The organism is Citrobacter sp. wls714 (genome assembly GCF_005281025.1).
In the GTDB taxonomy this organism is placed as follows: Bacteria; Pseudomonadota; Gammaproteobacteria; order Enterobacterales; family Enterobacteriaceae; genus Citrobacter; species Citrobacter werkmanii.
The window spans coordinates 81,939-103,861 of record NZ_SZWZ01000064.1 but is presented as its reverse complement, the minus strand read 5'-3'; the positions used below and the strand labels follow the sequence as shown (position 1 = coordinate 103,861).

General features: G+C 51.4%; 17 protein-coding genes and 2 tRNA genes. 9 read left to right on the top strand and 10 right to left on the bottom strand.

Annotated features, from left to right (window positions below; all coding sequences use genetic code 11):
* Positions 1 to 5: 5 nt before the first annotated feature.
* A complete protein-coding gene (locus tag FDX11_RS13815) occupies positions 6 to 731 on the bottom strand; it encodes a FadR/GntR family transcriptional regulator (protein ID WP_042308714.1) in 726 nt (241 codons plus the stop codon).
* 315 nt (positions 732 to 1,046) lie between these two features.
* Here FDX11_RS13815 and FDX11_RS13810 point away from each other — a divergent pair, with 315 nt between their 5' ends.
* From FDX11_RS13810 to FDX11_RS13795, 4 genes are all read left to right on the top strand, one after another.
* A complete protein-coding gene (locus FDX11_RS13810) occupies positions 1,047 to 2,474 on the top strand; it encodes a gamma-aminobutyraldehyde dehydrogenase (protein ID WP_137398073.1) in 1,428 nt (475 codons plus the stop codon).
* An 11-nt stretch (positions 2,475 to 2,485) separates the two neighbouring features.
* Positions 2,486 to 2,959: an ester cyclase gene (locus tag FDX11_RS13805; RefSeq protein ID WP_137398072.1), complete on the top strand. Its 474-nt coding sequence runs from the start codon at positions 2,486 to 2,488 to the stop codon at positions 2,957 to 2,959.
* A gap of 83 nt (positions 2,960 to 3,042) precedes the next feature.
* Complete coding sequence (locus tag FDX11_RS13800; protein WP_137398071.1) at positions 3,043 to 4,935, top strand: FAD/NAD(P)-binding protein; 1,893 nt, start codon at positions 3,043 to 3,045, stop codon at positions 4,933 to 4,935.
* 3 nt (positions 4,936 to 4,938) lie between these two features.
* Positions 4,939 to 6,147 carry a cytochrome c gene (locus FDX11_RS13795; RefSeq protein WP_137398070.1) on the top strand — a complete coding sequence of 403 codons (1,209 nt, stop codon included), beginning with the start codon at positions 4,939 to 4,941 and terminating at the stop codon, positions 6,145 to 6,147.
* Between the two features lie 36 nt (positions 6,148 to 6,183).
* Here FDX11_RS13795 and FDX11_RS13790 read toward each other — a convergent pair whose 3' ends face one another.
* Positions 6,184 to 7,659: a PLP-dependent aminotransferase family protein gene (locus FDX11_RS13790; protein WP_137398069.1), complete on the bottom strand. Its 1,476-nt coding sequence runs from the start codon at positions 7,657 to 7,659 to the stop codon at positions 6,184 to 6,186.
* Between the two features lie 106 nt (positions 7,660 to 7,765).
* Here FDX11_RS13790 and puuE point away from each other — a divergent pair, with 106 nt between their 5' ends.
* The 4 genes from puuE (at position 7,766) to FDX11_RS13770 (ending at position 12,000) form a co-directional block, all read left to right on the top strand.
* Complete coding sequence (puuE, locus tag FDX11_RS13785; protein ID WP_137398068.1) at positions 7,766 to 9,028, top strand: 4-aminobutyrate transaminase; 1,263 nt, start codon at positions 7,766 to 7,768, stop codon at positions 9,026 to 9,028.
* Positions 9,029 to 9,204: 176 nt separating this feature from the next.
* Positions 9,205 to 10,260, top strand: coding sequence for an ABC transporter substrate-binding protein (locus FDX11_RS13780; RefSeq protein WP_038640331.1), 1,056 nt, complete (start codon positions 9,205 to 9,207; stop codon positions 10,258 to 10,260).
* On the top strand, positions 10,247 to 11,251 hold the full coding sequence (locus tag FDX11_RS13775; protein WP_137398067.1) for an iron ABC transporter permease: 1,005 nt from the start codon (positions 10,247 to 10,249) through the stop codon (positions 11,249 to 11,251). Before FDX11_RS13780 ends, FDX11_RS13775 begins: the two co-directional genes overlap by 14 nt.
* Positions 11,248 to 12,000, top strand: a complete 753-nt coding sequence (locus FDX11_RS13770) for an ABC transporter ATP-binding protein (protein ID WP_137398066.1) — start codon at positions 11,248 to 11,250, stop codon at positions 11,998 to 12,000. The genes FDX11_RS13775 and FDX11_RS13770 overlap by 4 nt, the downstream gene beginning before the upstream one ends.
* Here FDX11_RS13770 and FDX11_RS13765 read toward each other — a convergent pair.
* The 8 genes from FDX11_RS13765 to FDX11_RS13730 all read right to left on the bottom strand — a co-directional run bounded on the left by FDX11_RS13765 (position 11,987) and on the right by FDX11_RS13730 (position 20,344).
* Entirely contained in the window at positions 11,987 to 12,709 is a 723-nt protein-coding gene (locus tag FDX11_RS13765) for a substrate-binding domain-containing protein (RefSeq protein ID WP_137398065.1), read from the bottom strand. The genes FDX11_RS13770 and FDX11_RS13765 overlap by 14 nt on opposite strands.
* Before the next feature lie 4 nt (positions 12,710 to 12,713).
* Positions 12,714 to 14,321, bottom strand: a complete 1,608-nt coding sequence (locus FDX11_RS13760; protein WP_137398064.1) for an FAD-NAD(P)-binding protein — start codon at positions 14,319 to 14,321, stop codon at positions 12,714 to 12,716.
* A 215-nt stretch (positions 14,322 to 14,536) separates the two neighbouring features.
* Positions 14,537 to 14,613 (bottom strand) — tRNA-Val (locus FDX11_RS13755).
* 4 nt (positions 14,614 to 14,617) lie between these two features.
* Positions 14,618 to 14,694, bottom strand: a tRNA-Val gene (locus tag FDX11_RS13750).
* A 401-nt stretch (positions 14,695 to 15,095) separates the two neighbouring features.
* Entirely contained in the window at positions 15,096 to 16,100 is a 1,005-nt protein-coding gene (trpS, locus tag FDX11_RS13745) for a tryptophan--tRNA ligase (protein ID WP_061381415.1), read from the bottom strand.
* A gap of 218 nt (positions 16,101 to 16,318) precedes the next feature.
* A complete protein-coding gene (locus tag FDX11_RS13740; protein WP_137398063.1) occupies positions 16,319 to 18,103 on the bottom strand; it encodes a sensor domain-containing diguanylate cyclase in 1,785 nt (594 codons plus the stop codon).
* A 118-nt stretch (positions 18,104 to 18,221) separates the two neighbouring features.
* Positions 18,222 to 19,331 (bottom strand): AI-2E family transporter, encoded by a 1,110-nt coding sequence (locus tag FDX11_RS13735; RefSeq protein ID WP_042308685.1) that lies wholly within the window; start codon positions 19,329 to 19,331, stop codon positions 18,222 to 18,224.
* Positions 19,332 to 19,480: 149 nt separating this feature from the next.
* Entirely contained in the window at positions 19,481 to 20,344 is an 864-nt protein-coding gene (locus tag FDX11_RS13730; protein WP_079224354.1) for an AraC family transcriptional regulator, read from the bottom strand.
* 285 nt (positions 20,345 to 20,629) lie between these two features.
* On the opposite strand from FDX11_RS13730, the gene FDX11_RS13725 reads away from it, so the two are divergent.
* Positions 20,630 to 21,907: an oligosaccharide MFS transporter gene (locus FDX11_RS13725; protein ID WP_137398062.1), complete on the top strand. Its 1,278-nt coding sequence runs from the start codon at positions 20,630 to 20,632 to the stop codon at positions 21,905 to 21,907.
* Positions 21,908 to 21,923 lie beyond the last annotated feature (16 nt).

Below are 21,923 nucleotides of genomic sequence, written 5' to 3'. Positions count from 1 at the left end.
GGTTGTCAGTTCGAGTTATATTTCAGCTTTTTTTCGATAAGGTAATAGGTAAAGGTGTCGATGATCCGCGTGGCAAGCTGTACTGATTCCGCCTCGTTGTGGGCTGCCAGCGCATCGGCCAGCGCTGAATAAAGCGCGATAATTTCGGCATGAATGCTGTCCGTGCGATAGAGAATCGCCACCAACGATGCCCATTCAGCTTGCACCTGAAGCTCCTGGTTCGCCAGCCGTGCCGAATGTGAACTGGCGGCTATCGCCAGCAGGCATCGCATATCGGCCTGGGTCATCAGCTCAGGTGATTTTGCCTTTCTAAGCACCTCAACAAACTCGCGAAATTTGGCGATATCCGCGCCGGTCATTCGTCTGGAAGCAAGTCTTGCGCTATGGCTAATGATGGCGCAATGCATTTCCCCCAGATCCGAAAGATAATCGGTACTGATCGCTTTGAACGGATGCAGAGGGCTATTTTTGCCATCGATATTTTCGCAAACGAAGCTGCCACCATTACGACCACGAACAGTATGGATAAGATTATTAGCCCGAAGCGTGTTTAGCGCTTCTCTGATAGTGATATGTGAGACACCCATCATCTTTGCCAAATCAGTTTCGTTGGGAAGCTGTTCTTTCGGCTCCAACAATCCCGTGATAATAGCGTTTGAAAGGCGTTGCACTATCTGGTCTGAACGACTGACCTGCCCGATAGGCGCAAATATGACTGCGTGAGTAATCATAATCTTTTCTGCACTCAATTCCCTGAAACAACGACCCTTTCTAACACATGCCCGCTGGGCAAGGAAGGTAAGAATGGCCGCGTTATTTTACATGCCCATGCGCAAAATCTGCCGCACTGACGGATGTGTGTCCCGATAACCTCTGGAGCTGAGCGCGCCGCGTCAGCTACCAGTGGCAAGCCTCACCCTGAATAATGTAAAAAATAAGTTAAAAATGCGAGGCTTATCATAGTGTCAATGTTGCGTATTTGAAAGGTTTTTACAATATATATATTACATAAGATTATTTATGTATTTAATGGGTGGGAGACAGGCATGAAAACCCTGAAGCATTTTATTAATGGGCAATATGTAGCAGGTGGCAGCGAAGAGACCTTCGAACTGGTGAGTCCGGTTGACGGTGAAACGTACGCATTATCTCCTAATGCCAGCGCGGCAGAGGTGGAGCAGGCCTACTCTGCAGCTGAAGCGGCGTTTAGCATCTGGAGAAAATCGACACCGGCCCAGCGACAAATAGCGTTATTGCGCCTTGCGGACGAAATAGAACGCAATGTGGAGCGACTGGTCAATGCCCAGAGCCAGGAGACCGGTCAGCTTCGCCATTTTATTGAGAAGGAAGAGATCGCGGCATCCTGCGATGCCATCCGTTTTTTTGCCGGGGCTGCACGTTGTCTTGAAGGCAAGGCAGCAGGCGAATATTCCGCTGGATTTACCTCAACTATTCGCCGGGAACCGCTGGGCATTGTCGGGCAAGTTACGCCGTGGAATTACCCGTTTATGATGGCGGTATGGAAAATTGCGCCGGCACTGGCGGCGGGTAACACGGTAGTGTTAAAGCCAAGCGATACCACGCCGGTCAGTACGCTGCTGTTGGCGGAACTGGCGGCACCCTTGTTCCCGAGAGGGGCGTTTAACGTGGTTTTAGGCAAAGCCAGTACCGGTTCTCTGGTGGTCTCAAACCCGAAAGCCTCACTGGTTTCGATTACCGGTTCGGTCCGTGCAGGTCTGCAGGTTGCGGCCTCGGCAGCGGCGAACCTGACCCGGGCGCATCTGGAATTAGGCGGGAAGGCGCCCGCGGTGGTATTTGCCGATGCGGATATGGACAAGGCGATTGCGACGATTGTCACGGCTGGCTTTTTCAATGCCGGGCAGGACTGCACGGCGGCCACGCGTATTCTGGTCGAACAATCCATCTACGCTGAATTCCTGGGAAAACTGGTACAGAAAACAAAGAGTATTAAATTTGGGCCGCCAGAAGCTCAGGATGCATTGTATGGCGCTTTGAATAGCCGGAATCAACTCGAGCAAGTGAAAGGCTTTATTGAGCGTTTACCGGCACATGCAAAAATTGAGACCGGCGGGCGCGCCGGATCTGGCCCAGGCTTCTATTTTGAGCCGACGATCCTCTCTGGCCTACATCAGCACGATGAAGCTATCCAGCATGAAGTATTTGGTCCAGTAATGACTATTCAGTCGTTTTCTGGCGATGAAGATGCATTACTTAAGGCCAATGATGTGGAATATGGTCTGGCGGCGAGCGTCTGGACCAGCAATCACAGTCGCGCGCAGCGCTTCAGCATTGACCTTGATTTTGGCACGGTATGGATTAACAGCCATATTCCCCTGTGCGCCGAAATGCCACACGGCGGCTTCAAAAAATCGGGTTATGGCAAAGATCTCTCATCCTATTCGCTCGAAGAATACACTCGGGTGAAACATATCATGTGCGACATTTCTGAATAGAGAGGGTGGTGATGAAAACATTAAAAGTGGCGGTGCTTTCATTGGTGATGCTCTCGGGCTATAGCCTGGCAGAAAGTTCCTCGCTGAATACCGTGAAAGAGTATATGGCGGCGTGGAATGCGCATGATGCTTCGCGAGCGGCTCAATATCTTGCAGATGATGCAGTCTATTATGATGCCGCCGCGGGAGAACCGATTACCGGCAGGGAAAAAGCAGAAACAGAGCTGATTGGCGCCTTTATTAAGGCGGTCCCGGATCTGACCTGGAAAATGATCGGCAAACCCGTTTATGACGAGGATACCGTGGCTTTTCGTTGGCAGTTCTCAGGAAAAAATAGTGGTGAATGGGCAGGGAGCCCACCGACAAATAATCTGATAAGATTTGAAGGTGTTAGCTATATTCATGTTAAAGCAGGAAAAATCACCTGGCAGGGTGATTATTATGATTCTAAAAAACTGGATGAAGAATTAAAGCCAGTGAAATAGATGGCGATCCCCCTTTTTGTTGAGGAGGGAATGCCTCTTATTTGTGTCGTGTTAAGGGCAGTGTAGCAATAAGGAAAAAAGTAATGGCAATTACCAGACGTGATTTTCTCAACGGCGTCGCGGTGACCGTTGCGGCGGGGCTTACCCCGCTGGAATGGGTCAGGGCGGCAGGGAAGGAAAACGCATTTATAGATGGAAGTTATTATCCGCCTGCGCTGACGGGGCTGCGGGGCAATCATCCGGGATCGTTTGAAATGGCGCATGCCGTGGGCCGTGAGCATAAACATTTTGATTTAAACGCTCTGCCTATTGAGGAAGAGTACGATCTGGTGATTGTGGGCGGCGGTATCAGCGGCCTGGCTGCCGGTTGTTTTTGGCGTCAACTTGCCGGGCAAAATAGCCGGATTCTGATCCTCGATAATCATGACGATTTTGGGGGGCATGCCAAACGGAACGAGTTTACCAGCTCGGGCAAGAAACTACTCGGCTATGGCGGCAGCGAAGCATTCCAGTCGCCTGCGCATAATTTCAGTCCGGAAGTGCAAAAGCTGATGGAGACCGTGGGCGTCAGCGTCACGCGGTTGAAAGAGAGTTTTGACGTAAACTTCTATCCCGACTGGCAGCTCAGTCGCGGCGTTTTCTTCGATAAAAAGAATTTTGGCGAAACAAAAATCGTCAGTGGCGATCCGGGACGTGCGGTATCTGATGATATTCCGCCGGACAGACTGAATGGACGCAAGATCGAAGACTTTATCAATGATTTTCCGCTAAGCGAAAACGACAGAAAAGCGTTAATCGATCTGCATGTACGTCCTGCGGACTACCTTCCAGGTATGACGGTTGATGAGAAAACTGAATGGCTGGATACCCACAGCTACAGCGAATTTCTGGCGACAAAAGTCGGTTTGAGCAAAATGGCGCTGCTCTATTTTCAGCAGCGTTCTAACGACTTCTTTGCCATCGGCATTGAAGGGATTTCCTGTAGCGATGCCCGGGCGTGCGCCTTACCGGGTATGGAAGCACTGGGATTACCCCCGCTGGATGGAGAGTCGCTGGCCGACCTCGAAGAACCGTATGTTTACCATTTTCCGGATGGGAATGCCGGCCTGGCCCGACTGCTGGTCAGATATATGCTGCCGGATGCGCTACCGGGCACCACCATGGAGGACTCGGTCCTCGCCAGACTGCATTATGAAAAACTGGACCTGCCGGAAAACACTACGCGTCTGCGCCTGAACAGCACGGTGATTAACGCCGCCAACGTACCGGATGGTGTTGTTGTCAGCTATCTGCGCGACGGTAAAATGCATCGCGTTCGTGGTAAGAACACCATTATGGCGGGTTATAACATGCTGATTCCGTATCTGGTGCCAGAGATGCCGGAACAGCAGCAGGCGGATCTCAAACTGAACGTGAAAGCGCCGCTGGTATACACCAACGTAGTGGTTAAAAACTGGCAGGCATTTAAACAGCTTGGCGTGCATGAATTTTACTCTCCGGCAGCACCTTACAGCCGGGTTAAGCTCGACTATCCGGTCAGTATCGGCGGGTATCAACACCCAGCCTCACCGGACGATCCGATGGTGATTCATATGGTCTACGTCCCCACGTATCCTGGCAGTAACCTCTCGGCCAGAGAGCAGTTCCGTTTGGGGCGGGCCTATTTGCTGGGGACTACGTTTGCGGCGCATGAAGAGATGATTCGCTCCCAGTTGCAGGAGATGTTTGGCTCAACAGGCTTTGATAATCAACGCGATATTGCCGCCATTACGGTTAACCGCTGGGCGCATGGCTATGCGTATTACCCTAACTCGCTGTTCGACGATATGGATAAAATGCCCGAGATTATCGAGCGGGCGCGCAAGCCTGTCGGTCGTATTACCATTGCTAACTCCGATTCTGACTGGGGGGCTTATGCTCATACGGCGATCGATCAGGCATGGCGAGCGGTTAATGAACTCAAGGATATGGGGTGATCTATGCGTAATGTAACCGTTCTTGCCGCCTGTTTATTTACCGCCACGGTTTCTGCGGCTGAAACTCATGGCGAATACATCGCGAGGATTTCTGACTGCGTAGCCTGTCACACGACGGAAGGTGGCGCGGCGATGGCCGGGGGCAAAAAGTTTCCCACTCCACTAGGGGATATTTATTCGACCAATATTACTCCGGATAAGACGCAGGGGATTGGTAGCTACTCATACGAGGATTTTGAAAAGGCGGTCCGTCAGGGGATTGCCAAAGATGGTCATCCGCTCTATCCGGCTATGCCTTATCCCTCTTACGCGAAGCTTTCTGACGAGGATGTTCAGGCGCTGTACCGCTATTTTATGCATGACGTCACGCCGTCGGCACAACCCAATAAAGAGAATGCCATTCCGTGGCTACTCTCCGCCCGCTGGCCGCTGCATATCTGGAACTGGTTGTTTACCGACGCGCCAGAGACGGCTGCTGCGAGCGCGAAAACGGATGAAAATGCGGCCCTGGTGAAACGAGGCGCTTATCTGGTGGAAGGCCCGGGACACTGCGGTTCATGCCATACACCGAGAGGTGTGGCGATGAACGAAAAAGCGTACACCAATGCGGATCCCGAGTATCTGAGCGGCGCGATGATCGACGGCTGGTATGCGCCGTCGCTGCGGGGCACCGGAATGTCGGAGTCGGAGTTAAAATCGCTGTTGCTGACCGGTAAAAGTAAACATGCCGCGGTTTCTGGTTCGATGGCTGAAGTCGTTACGCAAAGTACACAGTATCTGACGGACGAAGATGCCACGGCGATCGCACAATATTTGCTGAGCCTGAAGAGCGCGCAGCCTGAAGCTGGGCGTACCGCAGCGACTACGACATCCTGGTCGAATTCAGCCGAGGCGGGCAAAGTGACCTATAACCGCTACTGCTCAACGTGTCACGGTCTGGAAGGCAAAGGTACGGAAGATAATGCACCTTCGTTGATCCACAATCCGCTGGTGATGGTGGATGACCCGACGCCGCTGTACAGAGTGATTGCCTATGGCGCAGAAACACCGACAACACGGGGCAGCGTCTCCTTTAAGATGCCAGCCTACAACGGTATGTTAAGCGACAACGAAATGCGCGACGTAATTAACTACGTGCGTAAAAGTTGGGGGGAAGGGAATGGTGAAGTAAGCCAGCAGGATCTGGCTGGCGTTAAAAAAGCGTCACATTAAACAGCATGCCGTATAAGCACCGCCATCCGGCAGTGCTTATACGGCGTTTTCCCTGATAATAGTCGCGAGTCGGGTAAACGCCGCCGCCATTTCATGTTCTTCTATACTGGCAAACCCCAGCAGCAGGCCGCTGCATTTCTCTTCATTCACGTAGTAGCGAGACAGCGGACGCACCAGCAAATCTTGCGCATTCGCCTGCTGAGCAATGGCGATGTCATCGCTTCCGGCGGGTAACTGTAAAATCATATGCAGCCCGGCGTTGCTGCTGAAGGAGCCAAGGTAATGTTCGCCAAGTTGGCGGGTGATAAGTTCCACCAGCATCTGTCGACGACGGCTGTACAACTGGCGCATTTTCCGAATATGCGCCGCGTAATATCCCTCGCGGATAAACTCCGCCAGCGCGGCCTGAATCAATAAATGTCCGCCGCGATAGAGGTCGTTATGAACCTTTTTAAGCGGCGCGGCTAGCGGTTTGGGCAGTACCACATACCCGAGTCGCAGTGCGGGATAGAGTGTCTTGCTGAATGTTCCGATGTAGATAACCGGTGTCTCTTCCTCCAGTCCCTGTAATGACGGAATAGGCTGGCCGGAAAAGCGAAACTCGCTATCGTAGTCATCTTCTATTATCCAGCTTCGCGTTTCGCGGGCGCGCAAGAGAAGCTGTTGCCGACGACTCAGGCTCATTACCGAACCGAGAGGATACTGATGTGACGGTGTCACAAAAATCAGCTTCGGTGCGGGTTCTGTTGGGCCTGGGGGAATCATACCTTGTTCATCAACCGGGATTGCCGAAAAGTTAACCGCGTTGATGCGTAGAATGTTTTTTATCCCCCAATAGCCTGGCTCCTCAATCCAGGCACTGTCACCCGGATTGCACAAAGCGCGCGTTACCAGATCCAGCGCCTGGTGAATACCTTCAGTAATCAGAATTTGATCAGGCGAACAACGTACACCCCGGGCGGTGCGCAGATAGTCTGCCAGCGCTTCTTTCAATTCACTCACCCCGCCTACGGCATCGTAAGTGAGAAACTCCGGGCGCAGTCGCCTTGCCAGCCGATCCTGGATTTTTTTGAGCACCCGGTGAGGAAAATGCTGAACATCAGGCACGCCAGGAATAAAGGCTCCCCATTGCCGGGGACTGGCGCTGGCATGCCCCAGCAGTTCAAGGCAGCGGGCAGATAAGCGGGTGTGATCCTCAAGCGAAACAGCCACTGGCTCTTTGTTGGGGCGTAGATCGAGATTGTCGAGCACGCTGTCGGTAACGAATGTGCCGCTGCTGGTGCGCGCAGAGATATAGCCCTCGGCCTGCAACTGCTCGTAAACCCGCAAGACGGTGTTACGCGATAACGTCAGTTCGCCCGCCAGATCCCGTGAGGGAGGCATGCGGGTAGCCGGTTTCAGGCTGCCCTCAAGGATGCAATTACAAATGGCGGCATACAGACGACGATGCAGTTTTTCATCTGTCTGCTGGCTAAATGCTTGCTTGATCACATCTCCGGCAAGTGAACGCATTTGGATCCTTAAAATAAAACGATTTGGCTCTCGATTAAAGTACCAGATGGCGTCTAAATTTAAAGGGTAATTCAACTGAAATGTAGTTATGGACAAGGTGTAGCGAATGAACAATAAAAACCTGCAACAACGTCGTCTGGATGCCACCCCGCGTGGCGTGGGTGTCATGTGTGACTTTTACGCTCAGTCGGCAGAAAACAGCACGATTACCGATATTGAGGGCAATCAGTATATTGATTTTGCCGCCGGGATTGCCGTGCTGAACACCGGGCACCGTCATCCTCGTCTGGTGCATGCAGTCGAAGCCCAACTGCAGGCTTTTACCCACACGGCTTATCAGATTGTACCGTACGAAAGCTATGTGTCTCTGGCTGAAAAAATCAACGCCGTTGCGCCGATTGACGGTAAACGCAAAACCACATTCTTCACTACCGGTGCCGAAGCCGTGGAAAATGCGGTAAAAATCGCCCGCGCGCATACCGGTCGTCCCGGTGTTATCGCTTTTGGCGGCGGTTTTCATGGACGTACTTACATGACGATGGCGCTGACCGGCAAAGTAGCGCCTTATAAAAAAGGGTTCGGCCCGTTCCCTGGTTCCGTTTACCATGCGCCATATCCTTCTGAATTGCAGGGTATCTCCACGGCTGATTCGTTAAAAGCGATTGAACGCCTGTTTAAAGCCGACATCGATCCAACCCAGGTTGCGGCGATTATCTTCGAACCGGTCCAGGGCGAAGGGGGCTTTGTGGTAGCGCCGTCGGAGTTTGTTGCCGGGATCCGCCGTATCTGTGATGAGCATGGCATCGTGATGATTGCCGATGAGGTGCAAAGTGGTTTTGCTCGCACGGGTAAACTGTTTGCGATGGATCACTACGCCGACAAAGCGGACCTGATGACGATGGCGAAAAGCCTTGCGGGTGGGATGCCGTTGTCTGGGGTGGTAGGCAAGGCAGAAATTATGGATGCGCCTGCGCCGGGTGGGCTGGGTGGTACCTACGCTGGCAACCCGTTGTCGATTGCGGCGGCTCATGCGGTACTGGATATTATTCGTGATGAGCAGTTGTGCCAACGGGCAGCGGCTCTCGGTGAACAACTGCGCGCCACCCTGACTGACGCGCAAGGATGGTGTCCTGAACTGGCCGAAGTGCGCGGCTTAGGCTCAATGGTTGCTGCTGAATTTTGTGATGCAGCGACGGGCGAGCCCAGCGCTGCGGTCGCGCAACGCGTGCAGAAGAAAGCCCTTGAGCAGGGATTATTGCTGTTAACCTGTGGTCAGTACGGCAACGTTATTCGTTTCCTTTACCCGCTGACAATTCCGCAGGATCAGTTCGCCAAAGCGCTTGATATCATTAAAGCTGCGACGAAATAGTCTAGCCGCTCAGTATCAACGAAAGCCGACGGTGGTCATTGCCGTCGGCTTTATTTTTGCCCACAAAAATTGATCTTCCTCGTGTGCAGCGCGGTAATTATCGGTAATGGGTTGCCAGTTATATCGTTATATAATTTAATATATATCGTTTTTATTCCTCATCCAGATGGTACCCCATGTTAACTCTCCGTTCTTTTGTGCTGGTTTGCGCCAGCTTCCTGGTGGCGTTCTCCGCGCAGGCCGAGCGTACGATTACCGATCAGCTTGGTCGTCAGATCACGATTCCAGACCATGTCGACAACGTGGTTGTGCTGCAACATCAGACGCTGAATATTCTGGTGCAACTCAACGCCCAGCAAGACATTGTTGGTGTCATGTCGAGCTGGAAAAAACAGCTCGGGCCTGAATTCGCGCGTTTTATGCCAAAGATAACGACATTGCCGACGCCGGGCGATCTCACCAGCGTGAATATCGAGAGCCTGCTGGCGATTCACCCACAGGTCGTCTTTGTTGCCAACTATGCGCCTGCGGAGATGATTCAGCAGATTCAGAACGCCGGTATTCCGGTGGTCGCTATCTCATTGCGTCAGGATGCTGATGGTCAGCAGAATAAAATGAATCCGACTATGGCCGATGAAGAGCAGGTCTACAACGAAGGGTTAAAACAGGGGATTCGCCTGATTGCGGATGTTGTGGGGCGCAAAGCGCAGGCAGAGACGTTGATCGATTACGTTTTTGCGGCGCGGGCAAAGTTCAACGCGCCAGTTGCCAACATTCCTGATGCGCAAAAGGTGCGTATTTATATGGCTAACCCTGACCTGATGACTTACGGCTCCGGGAAGTATACGGGACTGATGATGCAGCATGCGGGGGGATTAAACGTGGCGGCGGCCAGTGTGAAAGGCGCCCGTCAGGTCGCGCTTGAGCAGGTATTGGCGTGGAATCCGCAGGTGATTTTTGTTCAGGACCGTTACCCGCAGGTGGTGACGGAGATCCAAAACGATCCCAACTGGCAGGGAATCGATGCGGTGAAAAATCATCGTATCTGGCTGATGCCGGAATACGCCAAAGCCTGGGGGTATCCGATGCCGGAAGCATTGGCGATAGGTGAACTGTGGATGGCCAAAAAACTGTATCCGGACGCCTATAAAGACGTGGATGTCGATGCGCAGGCGCAAGACTACTATCAGCGTTTTTATCGTGTGAACTGGCAGTCTGATGCAGCTAAGTAACCGCACTTTACCCCAGCAGCCACTGCTAATGGCGGCGGTTTTATTACTGGGCGTCAGCTCGCTGTGCCTCGGGCAATATCCACTGTCGTTAAGCGAGGTATTTTACCATCTGACGCACTATAGCGATGCCGAAGGGATTGCCAGCCAGATTGTCTGGACGGTGCGGTTACCACGAATTCTGATCGCGTTGCTGGCGGGTGGCGCGTTGGGTTTATGCGGTGCGACGCTGCAAGGGGTATTTCATAATCCACTGGTCGACCCGCATATTATCGGCGTAACGTCGGGGGCTGCTTTTGGCGGTACGCTGGCGATTCTGCTCGGTCTGTCGCCGTGGCTGATGATGGGTTCAACGTTTTTCTTCGGTCTGACGGCGCTGATTCTGTTGTATTCCATCGCTACATTGCAGGGGCTGGAGAATACGCTGGTGCTGATCCTGTCGGGTATCATTCTGAGCGGTTTCTTTGCCGCACTGGTGAGTCTGATTCAGTATCAGGCGGATACCGAAGAGACGTTACCGAACATTGTGTTCTGGCTGCTGGGTAGTTTTGCGACGGCCAACTGGCATAAAGTTCTGCTGTTGGCGATTCCGGTGGGTATCGCCGCGACGGTTTTGTATCAGTTACGCTGGCGGATAAATCTGCTATCGCTGAATGACAAAGATGCCAGAGCGCTGGGCGTGGCGGTGGTTCCTCTGCGACGCAGCGTTCTGGTGTGCTGCGCTTTTTTAGTCGCCGCTCAGGTGGCGGTCAGCGGCAGTATTGCCTGGGTCGGGCTGGTTATCCCGCATCTGGCACGTTTGCTGGTGGGGGTCGATCACCGTCGTTTGCTCCCTTGTGCCTTCTGGCTGGGGGGCGGTTTTATGATTGTGGTGGATGATATTGCGCGCACCCTGCTGCCTGCGGAGATCCCACTGGGGATCATCACTGCATTATTTGGCGCGCCGCTGTTTGCTTTTTTACTCATCCACAACAGCCGTCGGAGGAAACAATGAAATCTGTCGCACTGCGCGTGAATCGGCTGACTTACGGGTATCGCGTACCGCTATTTGAGCCGCTTACGTTCAGTTGCCAGAAAGGTGAGATCTGGGCGGTGCTGGGACGTAATGGTCTGGGTAAAAGTACGCTGCTCGATACGCTGACCGGCACGCTGCCTGCTTTGGGCGGCAGTATTGAAAATGACGGTGGAATTGGGATTGTAGCGCAACATTGTCATCTGCCGTTTCCCTATACGGTCAGCGATGTGGTACTGATGGGGCGGGCACAGCACGTGAAGTTATTTGCACAGCCCAGCCAGCAGGATCAAAAAAGGGCAGCGCAGGCGCTGGAGCAACTTAATATCGCGCATCTTGGCGCCTGCTCGTTTGGTTCACTTTCTGGCGGGCAACAACAGTTAGTGATGATAGCCCGGGCATTGGTCACGGAATGCCAGACGTTATTGCTTGATGAACCGTGTTCCGCGCTGGATCTCGCTAATCAGCAGGTGGTGCTGCAGCTCATCAGCGATCTGGCTCGCCAACAAGGCTGCAGCGTGCTGTTTTCAACCCACGATCCGCAGCATGCGCTACAGATAGCCACGCATACGCTGTTGCTGCTTCCTGAAGGAAAATGGCGGGCAGGCCCGACGGACAACATCGTGACGGAAGATAATCTGTTCCAGGCCTATGGATTACCGCTGCGAAAAGTGAACGTTGACCATTACCAGACGCCGTTTATTGCGCCGCTGTTTTCTATTCGTCGGTAAGTGATACAAAACCAGCGGCGATCAGAAATTCCTGGCCGCCGTTGCTGAGTATAAACTCAACCAGCGCCAGCGCATCTTTGGACGTTTCCAGCACCGCCAGCTGGTATTCACATTGAATGTTATATTCAGCCGGAATCGCTATATAACGAACGTCGGGGAGTGCGCGGAGCGTTTTTGCATAATGCGCGTAGCCGATAAACAGATCGGCCAGTCCCTGACGCAGGACCCAGGCGCTGGCAAGTTCTCCCTGCGGGATCCTCACGGTGTCGCGACCACCAACCAGGGGAATGGCCCTTTCGCGCAACTGCTGCCCGAGGCCCGTCTCCAGCGCATCCAGCTTGTCAAAAAATGCCCAGGTATAATCTCCGGAAGGATCACAGCCGGGCGTAGAGGTACCAATGCGCAGGGCAGGGTTTCGTAGCAAATCCAGCCATTCACCGGTCCGGGTGGTAACCAGACCCAGCTGGTTCCAGCAAAAGGTATGCGTCGAGAGGGCTATATGCTCAGCCAGAAGGCGCTGCGGATGCTCCCGATTGGCCGAAGCAAACAGCGCACAGGGTTCACCTGCCTCAATCCGCTCACGCAATAAACCGGCTGGACCATATTCCACCTTTACATCTGTTCCACTGATGCGCGTGAAATGGGTTATCAACGGAGTCAGTGCTGGACGTAAACTGCCGGCAGCAAGCAGAGTGATGGAAGAAGACATCGTGTCACGCCTCGTAATAGGGTAAGCGTCGACGAAGACGCGTGGCTGGCCGGGAAATGGCTTGCGCGACGCACTGCCCAATTTCTGCGCAGGCAGTAAGCCCTTGCACGAAAGGTTGATCGTGCATCAGCCAGGGAAGTGCGGCGAGCGCAATGCGTCCCCGGACGATATCAGGCGCCTGTAACGTATAGTCATCGCCGACATCCGGTATTTCCTCACTCGTGGACTGCAGTTGATCCCGTAGCGATGGAAATGGCAGATCTTTAATTTTTAACGCTTTCTGGCCTCTGGCATCGATAAAAACGTCAAACTCATAGGTTTCGCCCTGAGCGCGTATTACCGTCATTTTTTCTTTTTGCTCTAACTGATAATCCTGACCGAGCGCGCGAATATTCAGGATCCCGGCCTCACGCAGTGCCAGTAATCTACGGATCGATTGTGAAGGAATGGCTGCATAGTTATCGATAAAGACGCGAGCAAGTCCATTGTCAAACCGCTCTCTGTCTTTCTCATCCAGCCACGGAACAATTTCCTGTACGGCCTCATGCAGTCGCAGAATAGCGTAACGCCAGGCAACCGTATGTTTGTCACGTTTATTGCGTTCGACCTCTTCAAGATTGGCTGCGGCCCAGTGAAACGGATCGTGCTTTTTACGGGCAGCGAACCAGACATCCGTAAAGCTGTCGGCGTTCAGGGAAGAAAGGGCGGCTTCTTTGCTCCAGATAGGGTCAGCCAGCTCAATTTCTTTGGCTATAAGCATGAAGATCCTGTCCAGCAGCCCAGCAGGACCCTCTGCAATACACTGTTCCAGCGCCTCAGCAGTCACAATGGAGAGTGGTTCGTAGGGGAGAGGGCAGTAAAAATCGGCTTCCGGTAGAATGCCAGAACGGGACATGAGGAGAATGTTGAGATCCTGACTGCCTTCATTTCTTTCGAAATGAACACCTTGCGCATCATCTAATACAAACCTACCGTGTTGTACTACGACAGCCATAGCCGCATCGATAGCGCTCAGCGATGTACCCAAAATTCCTACATTACATGCCGGGATTTTGGCCTCCATTAGTCCAGTCCACGGACTCGGGAAGAAGGTACGTGACGCGCTTTGTGCGTCAGGCCAGACGTGACCCGTGGCGATGACAGCAAGATCAAAATGCTCCGGGTCGTTATGATCGCTGCAAATAACAACGCCATCCGTTGTGGCTTTGACATCCTTGACCTGACAGGACTCGTGTACGGTGACGTTAAACCCCTGTTTGTCCGCAAGGTCTACAAGGCGTAAAAACTGGTCACGAAAATATTCACCAAGCAGAATTCGCGGCAGAAATTGTCGCTCATGCAGTGAGTCGTGTTTCACGCCATAACGGGCTAAATGTTCAACGCTCTGTTGGCGTAACCAGTCGAGATAAGAAGAGGTAATAGGGGGAATTTCAATACTGGCGATATTTGCCAGCATCAATCGCGAGTTTTCTTCATCGCTATAGGGCATGCCAACCCCAGCTTCATTCGATTGTTCGTAGAGGCTAATTGAAAGCGGGGTTTGATGCTTGAGGAGCGCGAGTAACGTATAGATTCCTGTCGGTCCCGTACCGACGATAGCGATCTTGTTCATCTTATCCACCTGATATTATTTTTATGCCCTGTGATCGATGTTCTGTGTCGGCATTGTGCCGAAAACAAGCGAAGCAGGATAAGTGTGGTCGATAACAGCGCTGGAGACAAACGGGATAGACAGTAAGAATTTCGAAGTCGTTCAGGACGGCAACAAAAATTGGGGGATATTATCGAGAATAGAATGAGGAGAAAAGCACCACATCAAAGATGATATGGTGCGTCCGAGTGGACTCGAACCACCGACCCCCACCATGTCAAGGTGGTGCTCTAACCAACTGAGCTACGGACGCAATATGGTGCGTTCAATTGGACTCGAACCAACGACCCCCACCATGTCAAGGTGGTGCTCTAACCAACTGAGCTATGAACGCAACGTTGTAGGTGACAACGGGGACGAATATTAGCGGCACAGACCGAATGAGGCAAGAGGGAAATAGCATTTTTCTTCCCGATCTCACGCGTTTGCAGAGTAATTAAGCAAGTTGATTATATTTTGTTGATTTTGCAGCGTGTTTTTTACTCAGGGGGCGATGGACTGGGCATTAGTGGTTAACTGATATCCGAAAAGCTGATAGTGAAAAAAAAGCCTGCATGGGCACGGACCCAGGCAGGCGTAAAGAAGAGAATTCGAACTTTTTATAATGAGGCGTAATAGTAAGATAGTTACATCTCACTCTCTTAGTAGCGGTTATGCCATTGAAAAACTTAAGCGTAACCACATTTTTTAAGTTTAGCGGGAGTTATCAGTCATCCTGTATTTTTCTATTCGTGTTCAGAACACCGGTAAACCCAGGCCTTGTTTCACTTCTCTTAATGTCTGCTGTGTGATTTCGTGCGCCTGTTGACTCCCTTTTTTCAGCATCGCCATCAGCATGCCTTTATCCTGAATGTAAGTTGCCCGACGCTCACGCATCGGCGCGATGAGTTCTTGCAAGCACATCTCCAGCTCATTTTTGCATGTCCTGTCACCTAATCCGCCGCGCTGATAATGCGCTTTCATCTCCGCCACTTTGATTTTATCTGGGTGAAATGCGTCGAGGTAGGTGAATACGATATTGCCGTCAATTTGCCCCGGATCGGACACTTTCAAGTGGTTAGGGTCGGTGAACATTGCGCTGACGGCGCGATGAATAGTTTCCTCGCTGGCGGACAACAGAATTGTATTACCAAGGGACTTCGACATCTTGGCGTTACCGTCGATACCGGGCAGACGACTGGTTTCACTCAGCAACGCTTTGCAATGCGACAATACTGGGGCAGGTAACAGGCTATTCATCTTATGCACGATTTCATTGGTCTGTTCGATCATTGGCAGTTGATCGTCGCCGACCGGAACCACTTCAGCTTTGAAGGCTGAAATATCTGCCGCCTGACTGATGGGATAAACCAGAAAACCAACCGGTAACGAGCGTGCGAATCCTTTCTGCGCAATTTCGTTTTTGACCGTAGGATTACGCTCCACGCGCGCCACAGTAACGATGTTCATATAAAGCGCGGTCAGTTCGGCAAGGGCGGGCAAGGCCGATTGCAAACAGATGGTGGTGAGTGAAGGGTCTATACCCGCGGCGAGATAGTCAGCCAGCACTTCGGGAATGTTGTTTTGGATCTTTTGTGGTGTACTGCCGTTATCGGTCAGTCCTTGCAGGTCTGCGACTAATATAAACTGCCGATAATCGTGTTGCAGCGTGGCGCGTTGGCGCAACGAGCCAACATAGTGGCCGAGGTGCAGCGGACCAGTAGGACGATCGCCTGTGAGGATGATGGTTTTGTTGCTCATATAAGACTCCTTAAGCGTAAAACCGAAAGGGGTCTTCAAATGCAAATAACCGCCTTTCGGCGGTTATTTGAAATGGGGAAAACACATTCTGACCGCCTTTAAGAAGGCAGCCACCACAGGTTATGAGTAAAACCGTTGATATCGTGTTTGGTGTTCATGCTGTCAACTTACCACTACCTGAAGTGGAGGTAAAGCAATGCGCCGACAGCTGACATAATTCAGCTTGCTTCCAGCATGCCAAAGCTCACAATGCGCGAACGCCCCAGTTCTTTTGCGCGATACAGCGCGACGTCTGCGGCACGCAGTAGATTATCGCTCTGGGCATGCTGCGGGTAGCTGGCAACACCGATAGAGACATCCACATGACCAATATCGGATACGCCAAAGCGCAGTGACAATTCGCGTACGCCGTTGTAAATGTCTGTCGCAAAGCTATTGGCCGTCTGTTCATCCGCACCTGCCAGCAGTACCAGAAACTCTTCTCCCCCGTAACGGAAAGCCATGCCGCTGTCGTGGACGACGCGCTGAATAATGGCAGCGATACTTTTTATCACACTATCGCCTGCCTCATGGCCAAAGCGGTCATTGATGTTTTTGAAATGGTCGATATCGATCATCAGGCAACTGATCGGTTCTTTGGTACGAACTGCCTGGCTCATCTGGGTACGGAGAGTATCTTCAAGATGATGACGATTGCGCAGACCGGTTAGTGGGTCGTACAGCGCTTTCTCCAGCAGCGCATCGCGCAAGCGTTGGTTGGCTAATGCCAGGCCGAATGCTTCCGCCATCAGTTCAAGGTATGCGCGAGATGAGGTGGAATCCTCGCTGAGATTCTGGAATGAGAGCAGGCCGATGGCTTCCCCCTGGGCAATCAGCGGAACGCATAAGGTATGCCGCTGGCACGACTCTGGCAGATGGTAGCAGGCGATATCCGGTTCGCCTTGTACCGGTGGATGGCTCTGGCCGCGGCGTACTGCCCAGCATTCGTCCGGGTGGAACGCATCGGCTTTGCCCTCTGGTGAGAGCCACTGCGCAACGCAGCGCATTTGCCAGGGTTCCCGATCCAGTATGTACAGTCGGCCGGCAATACCTGGGGCTATATTTGGCGCGAAAAGTTCTGCCACATTAATGACATCGGCAAAACTCTCGCACCCCTGCAGACGCTGCGTCATACGCGCCAACAGCTCACGGATCCCCCAGTCGGCGTCTCTCTCTTTCTCCAGTCGCTGACGGGCCAGGCCGTTCTCGCGAAAAATCCGGATCGCCTGGGCCATATCGCCAATTTCATCGATCTGGTTAAAGCTGGGGGGCTCGACAGCATAATCTTGCGATGCCAGACGGTTTACTACATCGCTCAAACGCACCACCGGGCGCAGCACGCGGCGCTTCAATATAAATCCAAGAACGAACAAAAACAGCAGCACCGTAAGACCGACCATCACTTCAGAGGCTGTGCGTAGTGTACGTGACGCCTGAGTGGCATCTTCAATGGCATTGAGTACACGATTGTCGAGCAACTGGCGGAAATGGTCGATCCGGTCCTGTGCCTGCTCCAGTTCCTGTTCATAGGTTTTGCTGAAGAGCAGGGCAATAGCTTGTGTGTGTTCTCCCCGCGCGACGCTGGCCAGCGCCGCAGCTTGTTCGTCCTGCAGGGCATCAACAATCTGCAATCCTTCATGCAATAGCGCCAGCTCTTCACCTGTAGCTCCGGCAGCTTTCAACGCCGCCAGTCGATGCTCAACGGCTTTCAGTGATGCCTCTTTCTGACGATAGTTGTTCAAAGCATCCGGGTCTTTACTGACCACGTAGAGACGCGCCATATCGGACAGCGACCAGGCGTCGAGCTCCACTTCTTCGGTCAGTTGATCAAATTTGTAACGTTGTTCCACCACCTGGCGTTCGGTGTTATCGGCGTTGGACGCCATCAGCATGACAACGCCGGAGGCGATGGTCAGGCATACCGTCGCGCTGTAGGCCCAGTTGGTGATTGTGGCTATTCGCACTGATGACATCCTTCTGCGACGATTAATCAATTAGCATGATTGAAATTATAGGAAACGTATGATTTTGCGTGAAAATAAAAAAGGCGGCCCAGGGCCGCCTTCTGTTATCGTCCTGACATCATAAATCTGGAGGATTTTTTCCTTCTTCCATAAAGGCTTCGTCGATTCCTTCCACGTTACCTGCATGATCGCGCCCGGAAAACAGGTTCCAGCAGGTAATGAATAGCGCGGCGATCAGGGGGCCAATCACAAACCCATTGATACCGTAAATCTCCATCCCGCCGAGGGTGGTTATCAGAATCAGGTAGTCCGGCATTTTGGTGTCTTTTCCTACCAAAAGCGGGCGCAGGATGTTGTCTACCAGCCCGACGATAATCACGAAGAACCCGACGATAAACAGCCCTTGCCACAGTTGGTGCGTAGCGAAGAGGAATATGGCCGCGGGTACCCAGACGATCGCCGAGCCGACGGCAGGCACCAGAGACAGAAACGCCATTAATGCGCCCCACAGAACGCTGCCGTCGATATCCACAATCGCAAACGCGATGCCGCCAAGAATCCCCTGAACTAAAGCCACAACTGCTGTGCCCTTGACGGTTGCGCGCGTTACGCCGACAAATTTGGCGAACAAATGCTGTTTGGCAAAATCAGAAAGTGGTAATGAGTCCAGAATCTGGCGCACCAGATAAGGTCCATCTTTTAACAAGAAAAACAGCAGATACAGCATGATGCCAAAGCTGATGGCAAAGCCGAATGTCCCTTTACCGATCAGGAATGCGCTGCCCGCAAGGTACTGCCCGCCTTGCAACACAATGTCGGACAGCTTTTTCTGGATTTCTGCAACATTATCCAGATTGTGTTCTGCGAGGAATCCTCTCGCCCAGCCAGGAAGATACGAAAGAATAGTGGTGACGACTTCGGGAAACTGCGTGTCGTTTTGTTGCAGTTTGGTGTACACCACATTGAGTTCAATGGCCAGCGATGACAGGATCACCATAAGCGGGATAAAGACAATCAGACAGATAATGGCGATGGTTATTAACGATGCCAGCCCGTTGCGTTCGCCAAGTGCGCTGCGCAGCCTGTTTTTTACCGGGTTAAAGATAGTCGTTAATATCGCGGCCCACAAAATGGCGGAAAAGTAGGGGGACAGCACATCGAAGAACGCCCAGGTAACGAGGGCTAGTATGAAAATGAAGAAACCTTTGGTCAGTCCGTTAAATCGCATCGGTGAATCCTGTAATGAGAAGCAGTCCCGACTATAGAACCGTTCTGAGGATTTACCAACTTTTGCTGAAGATCTCTGCTTAATACCAGGCGGGTATGGACTCGGGTTTGATTAGACAGTGTCCGTCAAAGCGATAAAAATGACGTTCTTTACGCCGTATCGTGGCCAGTGTCTTCATCGTATTGTTTGCGGTACTGCAAAGGAGATTGCCCCATCATTTTTCTAAAACAGGTAATGAAATAGGTCATTTCCGTAAAACCCACATGCTCGGCAATCTCCGTCACGTTCAGTGATGAGTAGCGCAATAAATCGCAGCTTTTTTTAATCCTGCGGGTGAGTATATATTCCTGGATCCCGCCACCAGTTTGTTGACGGAAAATTCGCGAGGTATAGCTGCGTGAAAAACCAATATCCGCAGCTAACTCATCGAGTGAAAATTTCTGCTGATAATGCTCTTCTATCCACTGCATAATGCGGGCCGCCACGGTCTGCTGTTGGTGCACTACACTCCGCGGTTGCAGGGGAAGAAAGTCCAGAAGTTGCATTACCAGAAAAGCAACATCACTGGCCGATTGATACCCGTTGCCCTTAAGTGATTCAAACCGATCGAGGATATAGGCAATATAGTCCGCATGTTCACTGAGATCGTGAATTTGTGCCGGCGCATGGGTGCCAGAGAGTGCTGCAAACTGAGCCTGGTGGCGGGGAAACATCTGCAAGGCACTGATTACTTCATTGTGCTCAATATGCATAGCCGTACGATAAGACGGGTTGTTCGGTGCAACATCAACCTGCACCTTATGCAAGCGAAACGGTGGGAAAATAAAAAGTCTGCCCGGCTTTGCTGTATAGTGTTGTTTATCAACGACGACGATGCCGTACCCTTTTGAAATATATAAAAACTCTATGCATTGATGCCAATGGTAATAATGAACACTCGCGCCCATTGGACGCTGAAAGGAAATCACTTCATTCCCCATCGCAATTCTTTCAAGTTTTTGTGGCTCGTTCATTTTTTACCATGACAACAGAATTAAGTTTTGCTGCTATATATTAAAGATATTGCTGAATATCTGTCCGTAAATCCAATCAAACTTAAAAATCGAACTGTTTTTGTGAACATGCTCACGCTGCTGTAGGAAACAAAAAGACTAATCTCCGTCCGTCAGCACCTGGTTGTCGCCAGTAGTACTGAGTCTATAAATACTTCATAAGAGGTAGTGGATTATGATTGCAATTAAATCTTCGGTTTTTTTTATTTATACTTATCATTGTCGAGATAATGCTGGAGCCGCATCATGAACGCGATTGCCCCGACTCGTTTAGCGCAGCTCAAAATGAGCAGCTTTATTTTTCTCTATTTCTTTACCTGGTCATCCAGCTTCGGCTTATATGCATTATGGCTGAGTCAAAAAGTTGGTCTTGATAGCGTAACAATTGGTACAGTATTCGCGGTTAATGGTGTGTTTGCCGTGGTTATGAAACCAGTATATGGTTATATCATGGATAAAATAGGCATGAGCAAATGGCTTCTCTATTTTGTCTGCGCCACCTCGGCATTAATGGCACCGTTTTTTGTGGTGATTTACCAGCCTTTACTGCTGAGTCATACGATGCTCGGCATTATTATTGGTGCATTCTATTTAAGCCTGGGATGGTATGCGGGAGTGGCTGCCGCAGAATCCTATGCCGACCGTTTCAGTCGCCTTTACGGCCTGGAGTTTGGCCGTATCCGAATGTGGGGATCGCTAGGGTGGGCGCTGGCGGCTTCGGTTTCCGGCGTATTGTTCAACTACACGCCAACCGCCAACTTTATACTGAGCAGTACCACCTCCGTAGTCATGCTGCTGGTGTTGTTGAGCCTGAAGATTGGTGATGAGCAGCTACGAAATAACTCGGTTATCTCCGAAAATAAAATTGTCTTTGCCGATGTCATTGCGCTGATGCAAAACCGAAAATTCTGGATGTTTAGTCTGTATGTCGCAGGTGTCGCGTGGATGATGTTTGTAGCAGAACAGCAATTTCCCCGTTACTTTGTCTCTTTCTTTGCCACCAAAGAGCAGGGCAATGCCTGGTATGGTTACCTGGGGACGCTCCAGGCTGGTATTGAATTCCTGATGATGATGTTTATTCCCACGCTGGTTAACTATTATGGTGCCAAGAAGGGGTTGCTGCTGTGCGGGTTAGTTGTGGGGGGCCGTCTGATCCTTTCTGGTTTAACAGTCGACCCAATTATGATTTCAATTATTAAACCATTTTACGGTGTGGAAATAGCGTTACTGTTAATCTCTGTATTTAAATATATCGCTGAACATTTTCACAAACGCGTTAACGCCACCATGTATTTGTTGGGTTATCAGGCAATGGTATATGTTGGTTCTGTTGTCGTGGCGCCACCTGCTGGTTATTTATACGATAAAATAGGGTTTGCACATACCTTTTTAATTATGAGTGTCTGCGCACTGCTGTTTACGCTAATTTCCGCTTTCACGCTTTCTTGTAGCCATGCGGGAAAAAAGATATTAACACCGCGTGCTGATATATTGCGCTCTCAGACTATTAAAACTTCCAAATAGTAATAACAGGATAATT

Bases quoted from the DNA above. Each gene is read 5' to 3' on its own strand.
- FDX11_RS13805 (WP_137398072.1), top strand. From the start codon at position 2,486: ATGAAAACATTAAAAGTGGCGGTGCTTTCATTGGTGATGCTCTCGGGC.
- FDX11_RS13780 (WP_038640331.1), top strand. From the start codon at position 9,205: ATGTTAACTCTCCGTTCTTTTGTGCTGGTTTGCGCCAGCTTCCTGGTG.
- trpS (WP_061381415.1), bottom strand. From the start codon at position 16,100: ATGAGCAACAAAACCATCATCCTCACAGGCGATCGTCCTACTGGTCCG.
- FDX11_RS13790 (WP_137398069.1), bottom strand. From the start codon at position 7,659: ATGCGTTCACTTGCCGGAGATGTGATCAAGCAAGCATTTAGCCAGCAG.
- FDX11_RS13760 (WP_137398064.1), bottom strand. From the start codon at position 14,321: ATGAACAAGATCGCTATCGTCGGTACGGGACCGACAGGAATCTATACG.
- FDX11_RS13775 (WP_137398067.1), top strand. From the start codon at position 10,247: ATGCAGCTAAGTAACCGCACTTTACCCCAGCAGCCACTGCTAATGGCG.
- FDX11_RS13765 (WP_137398065.1), bottom strand. From the start codon at position 12,709: ATGTCTTCTTCCATCACTCTGCTTGCTGCCGGCAGTTTACGTCCAGCA.
- FDX11_RS13810 (WP_137398073.1), top strand. From the start codon at position 1,047: ATGAAAACCCTGAAGCATTTTATTAATGGGCAATATGTAGCAGGTGGC.
- puuE (WP_137398068.1), top strand. From the start codon at position 7,766: ATGAACAATAAAAACCTGCAACAACGTCGTCTGGATGCCACCCCGCGT.
- FDX11_RS13735 (WP_042308685.1), bottom strand. From the start codon at position 19,331: ATGCGATTTAACGGACTGACCAAAGGTTTCTTCATTTTCATACTAGCC.
- FDX11_RS13795 (WP_137398070.1), top strand. From the start codon at position 4,939: ATGCGTAATGTAACCGTTCTTGCCGCCTGTTTATTTACCGCCACGGTT.
- FDX11_RS13800 (WP_137398071.1), top strand. From the start codon at position 3,043: ATGGCAATTACCAGACGTGATTTTCTCAACGGCGTCGCGGTGACCGTT.
- FDX11_RS13730 (WP_079224354.1), bottom strand. From the start codon at position 20,344: ATGAACGAGCCACAAAAACTTGAAAGAATTGCGATGGGGAATGAAGTG.
- FDX11_RS13770 (WP_137398066.1), top strand. From the start codon at position 11,248: ATGAAATCTGTCGCACTGCGCGTGAATCGGCTGACTTACGGGTATCGC.
- FDX11_RS13815 (WP_042308714.1), bottom strand. From the start codon at position 731: ATGATTACTCACGCAGTCATATTTGCGCCTATCGGGCAGGTCAGTCGT.
- FDX11_RS13725 (WP_137398062.1), top strand. From the start codon at position 20,630: ATGAACGCGATTGCCCCGACTCGTTTAGCGCAGCTCAAAATGAGCAGC.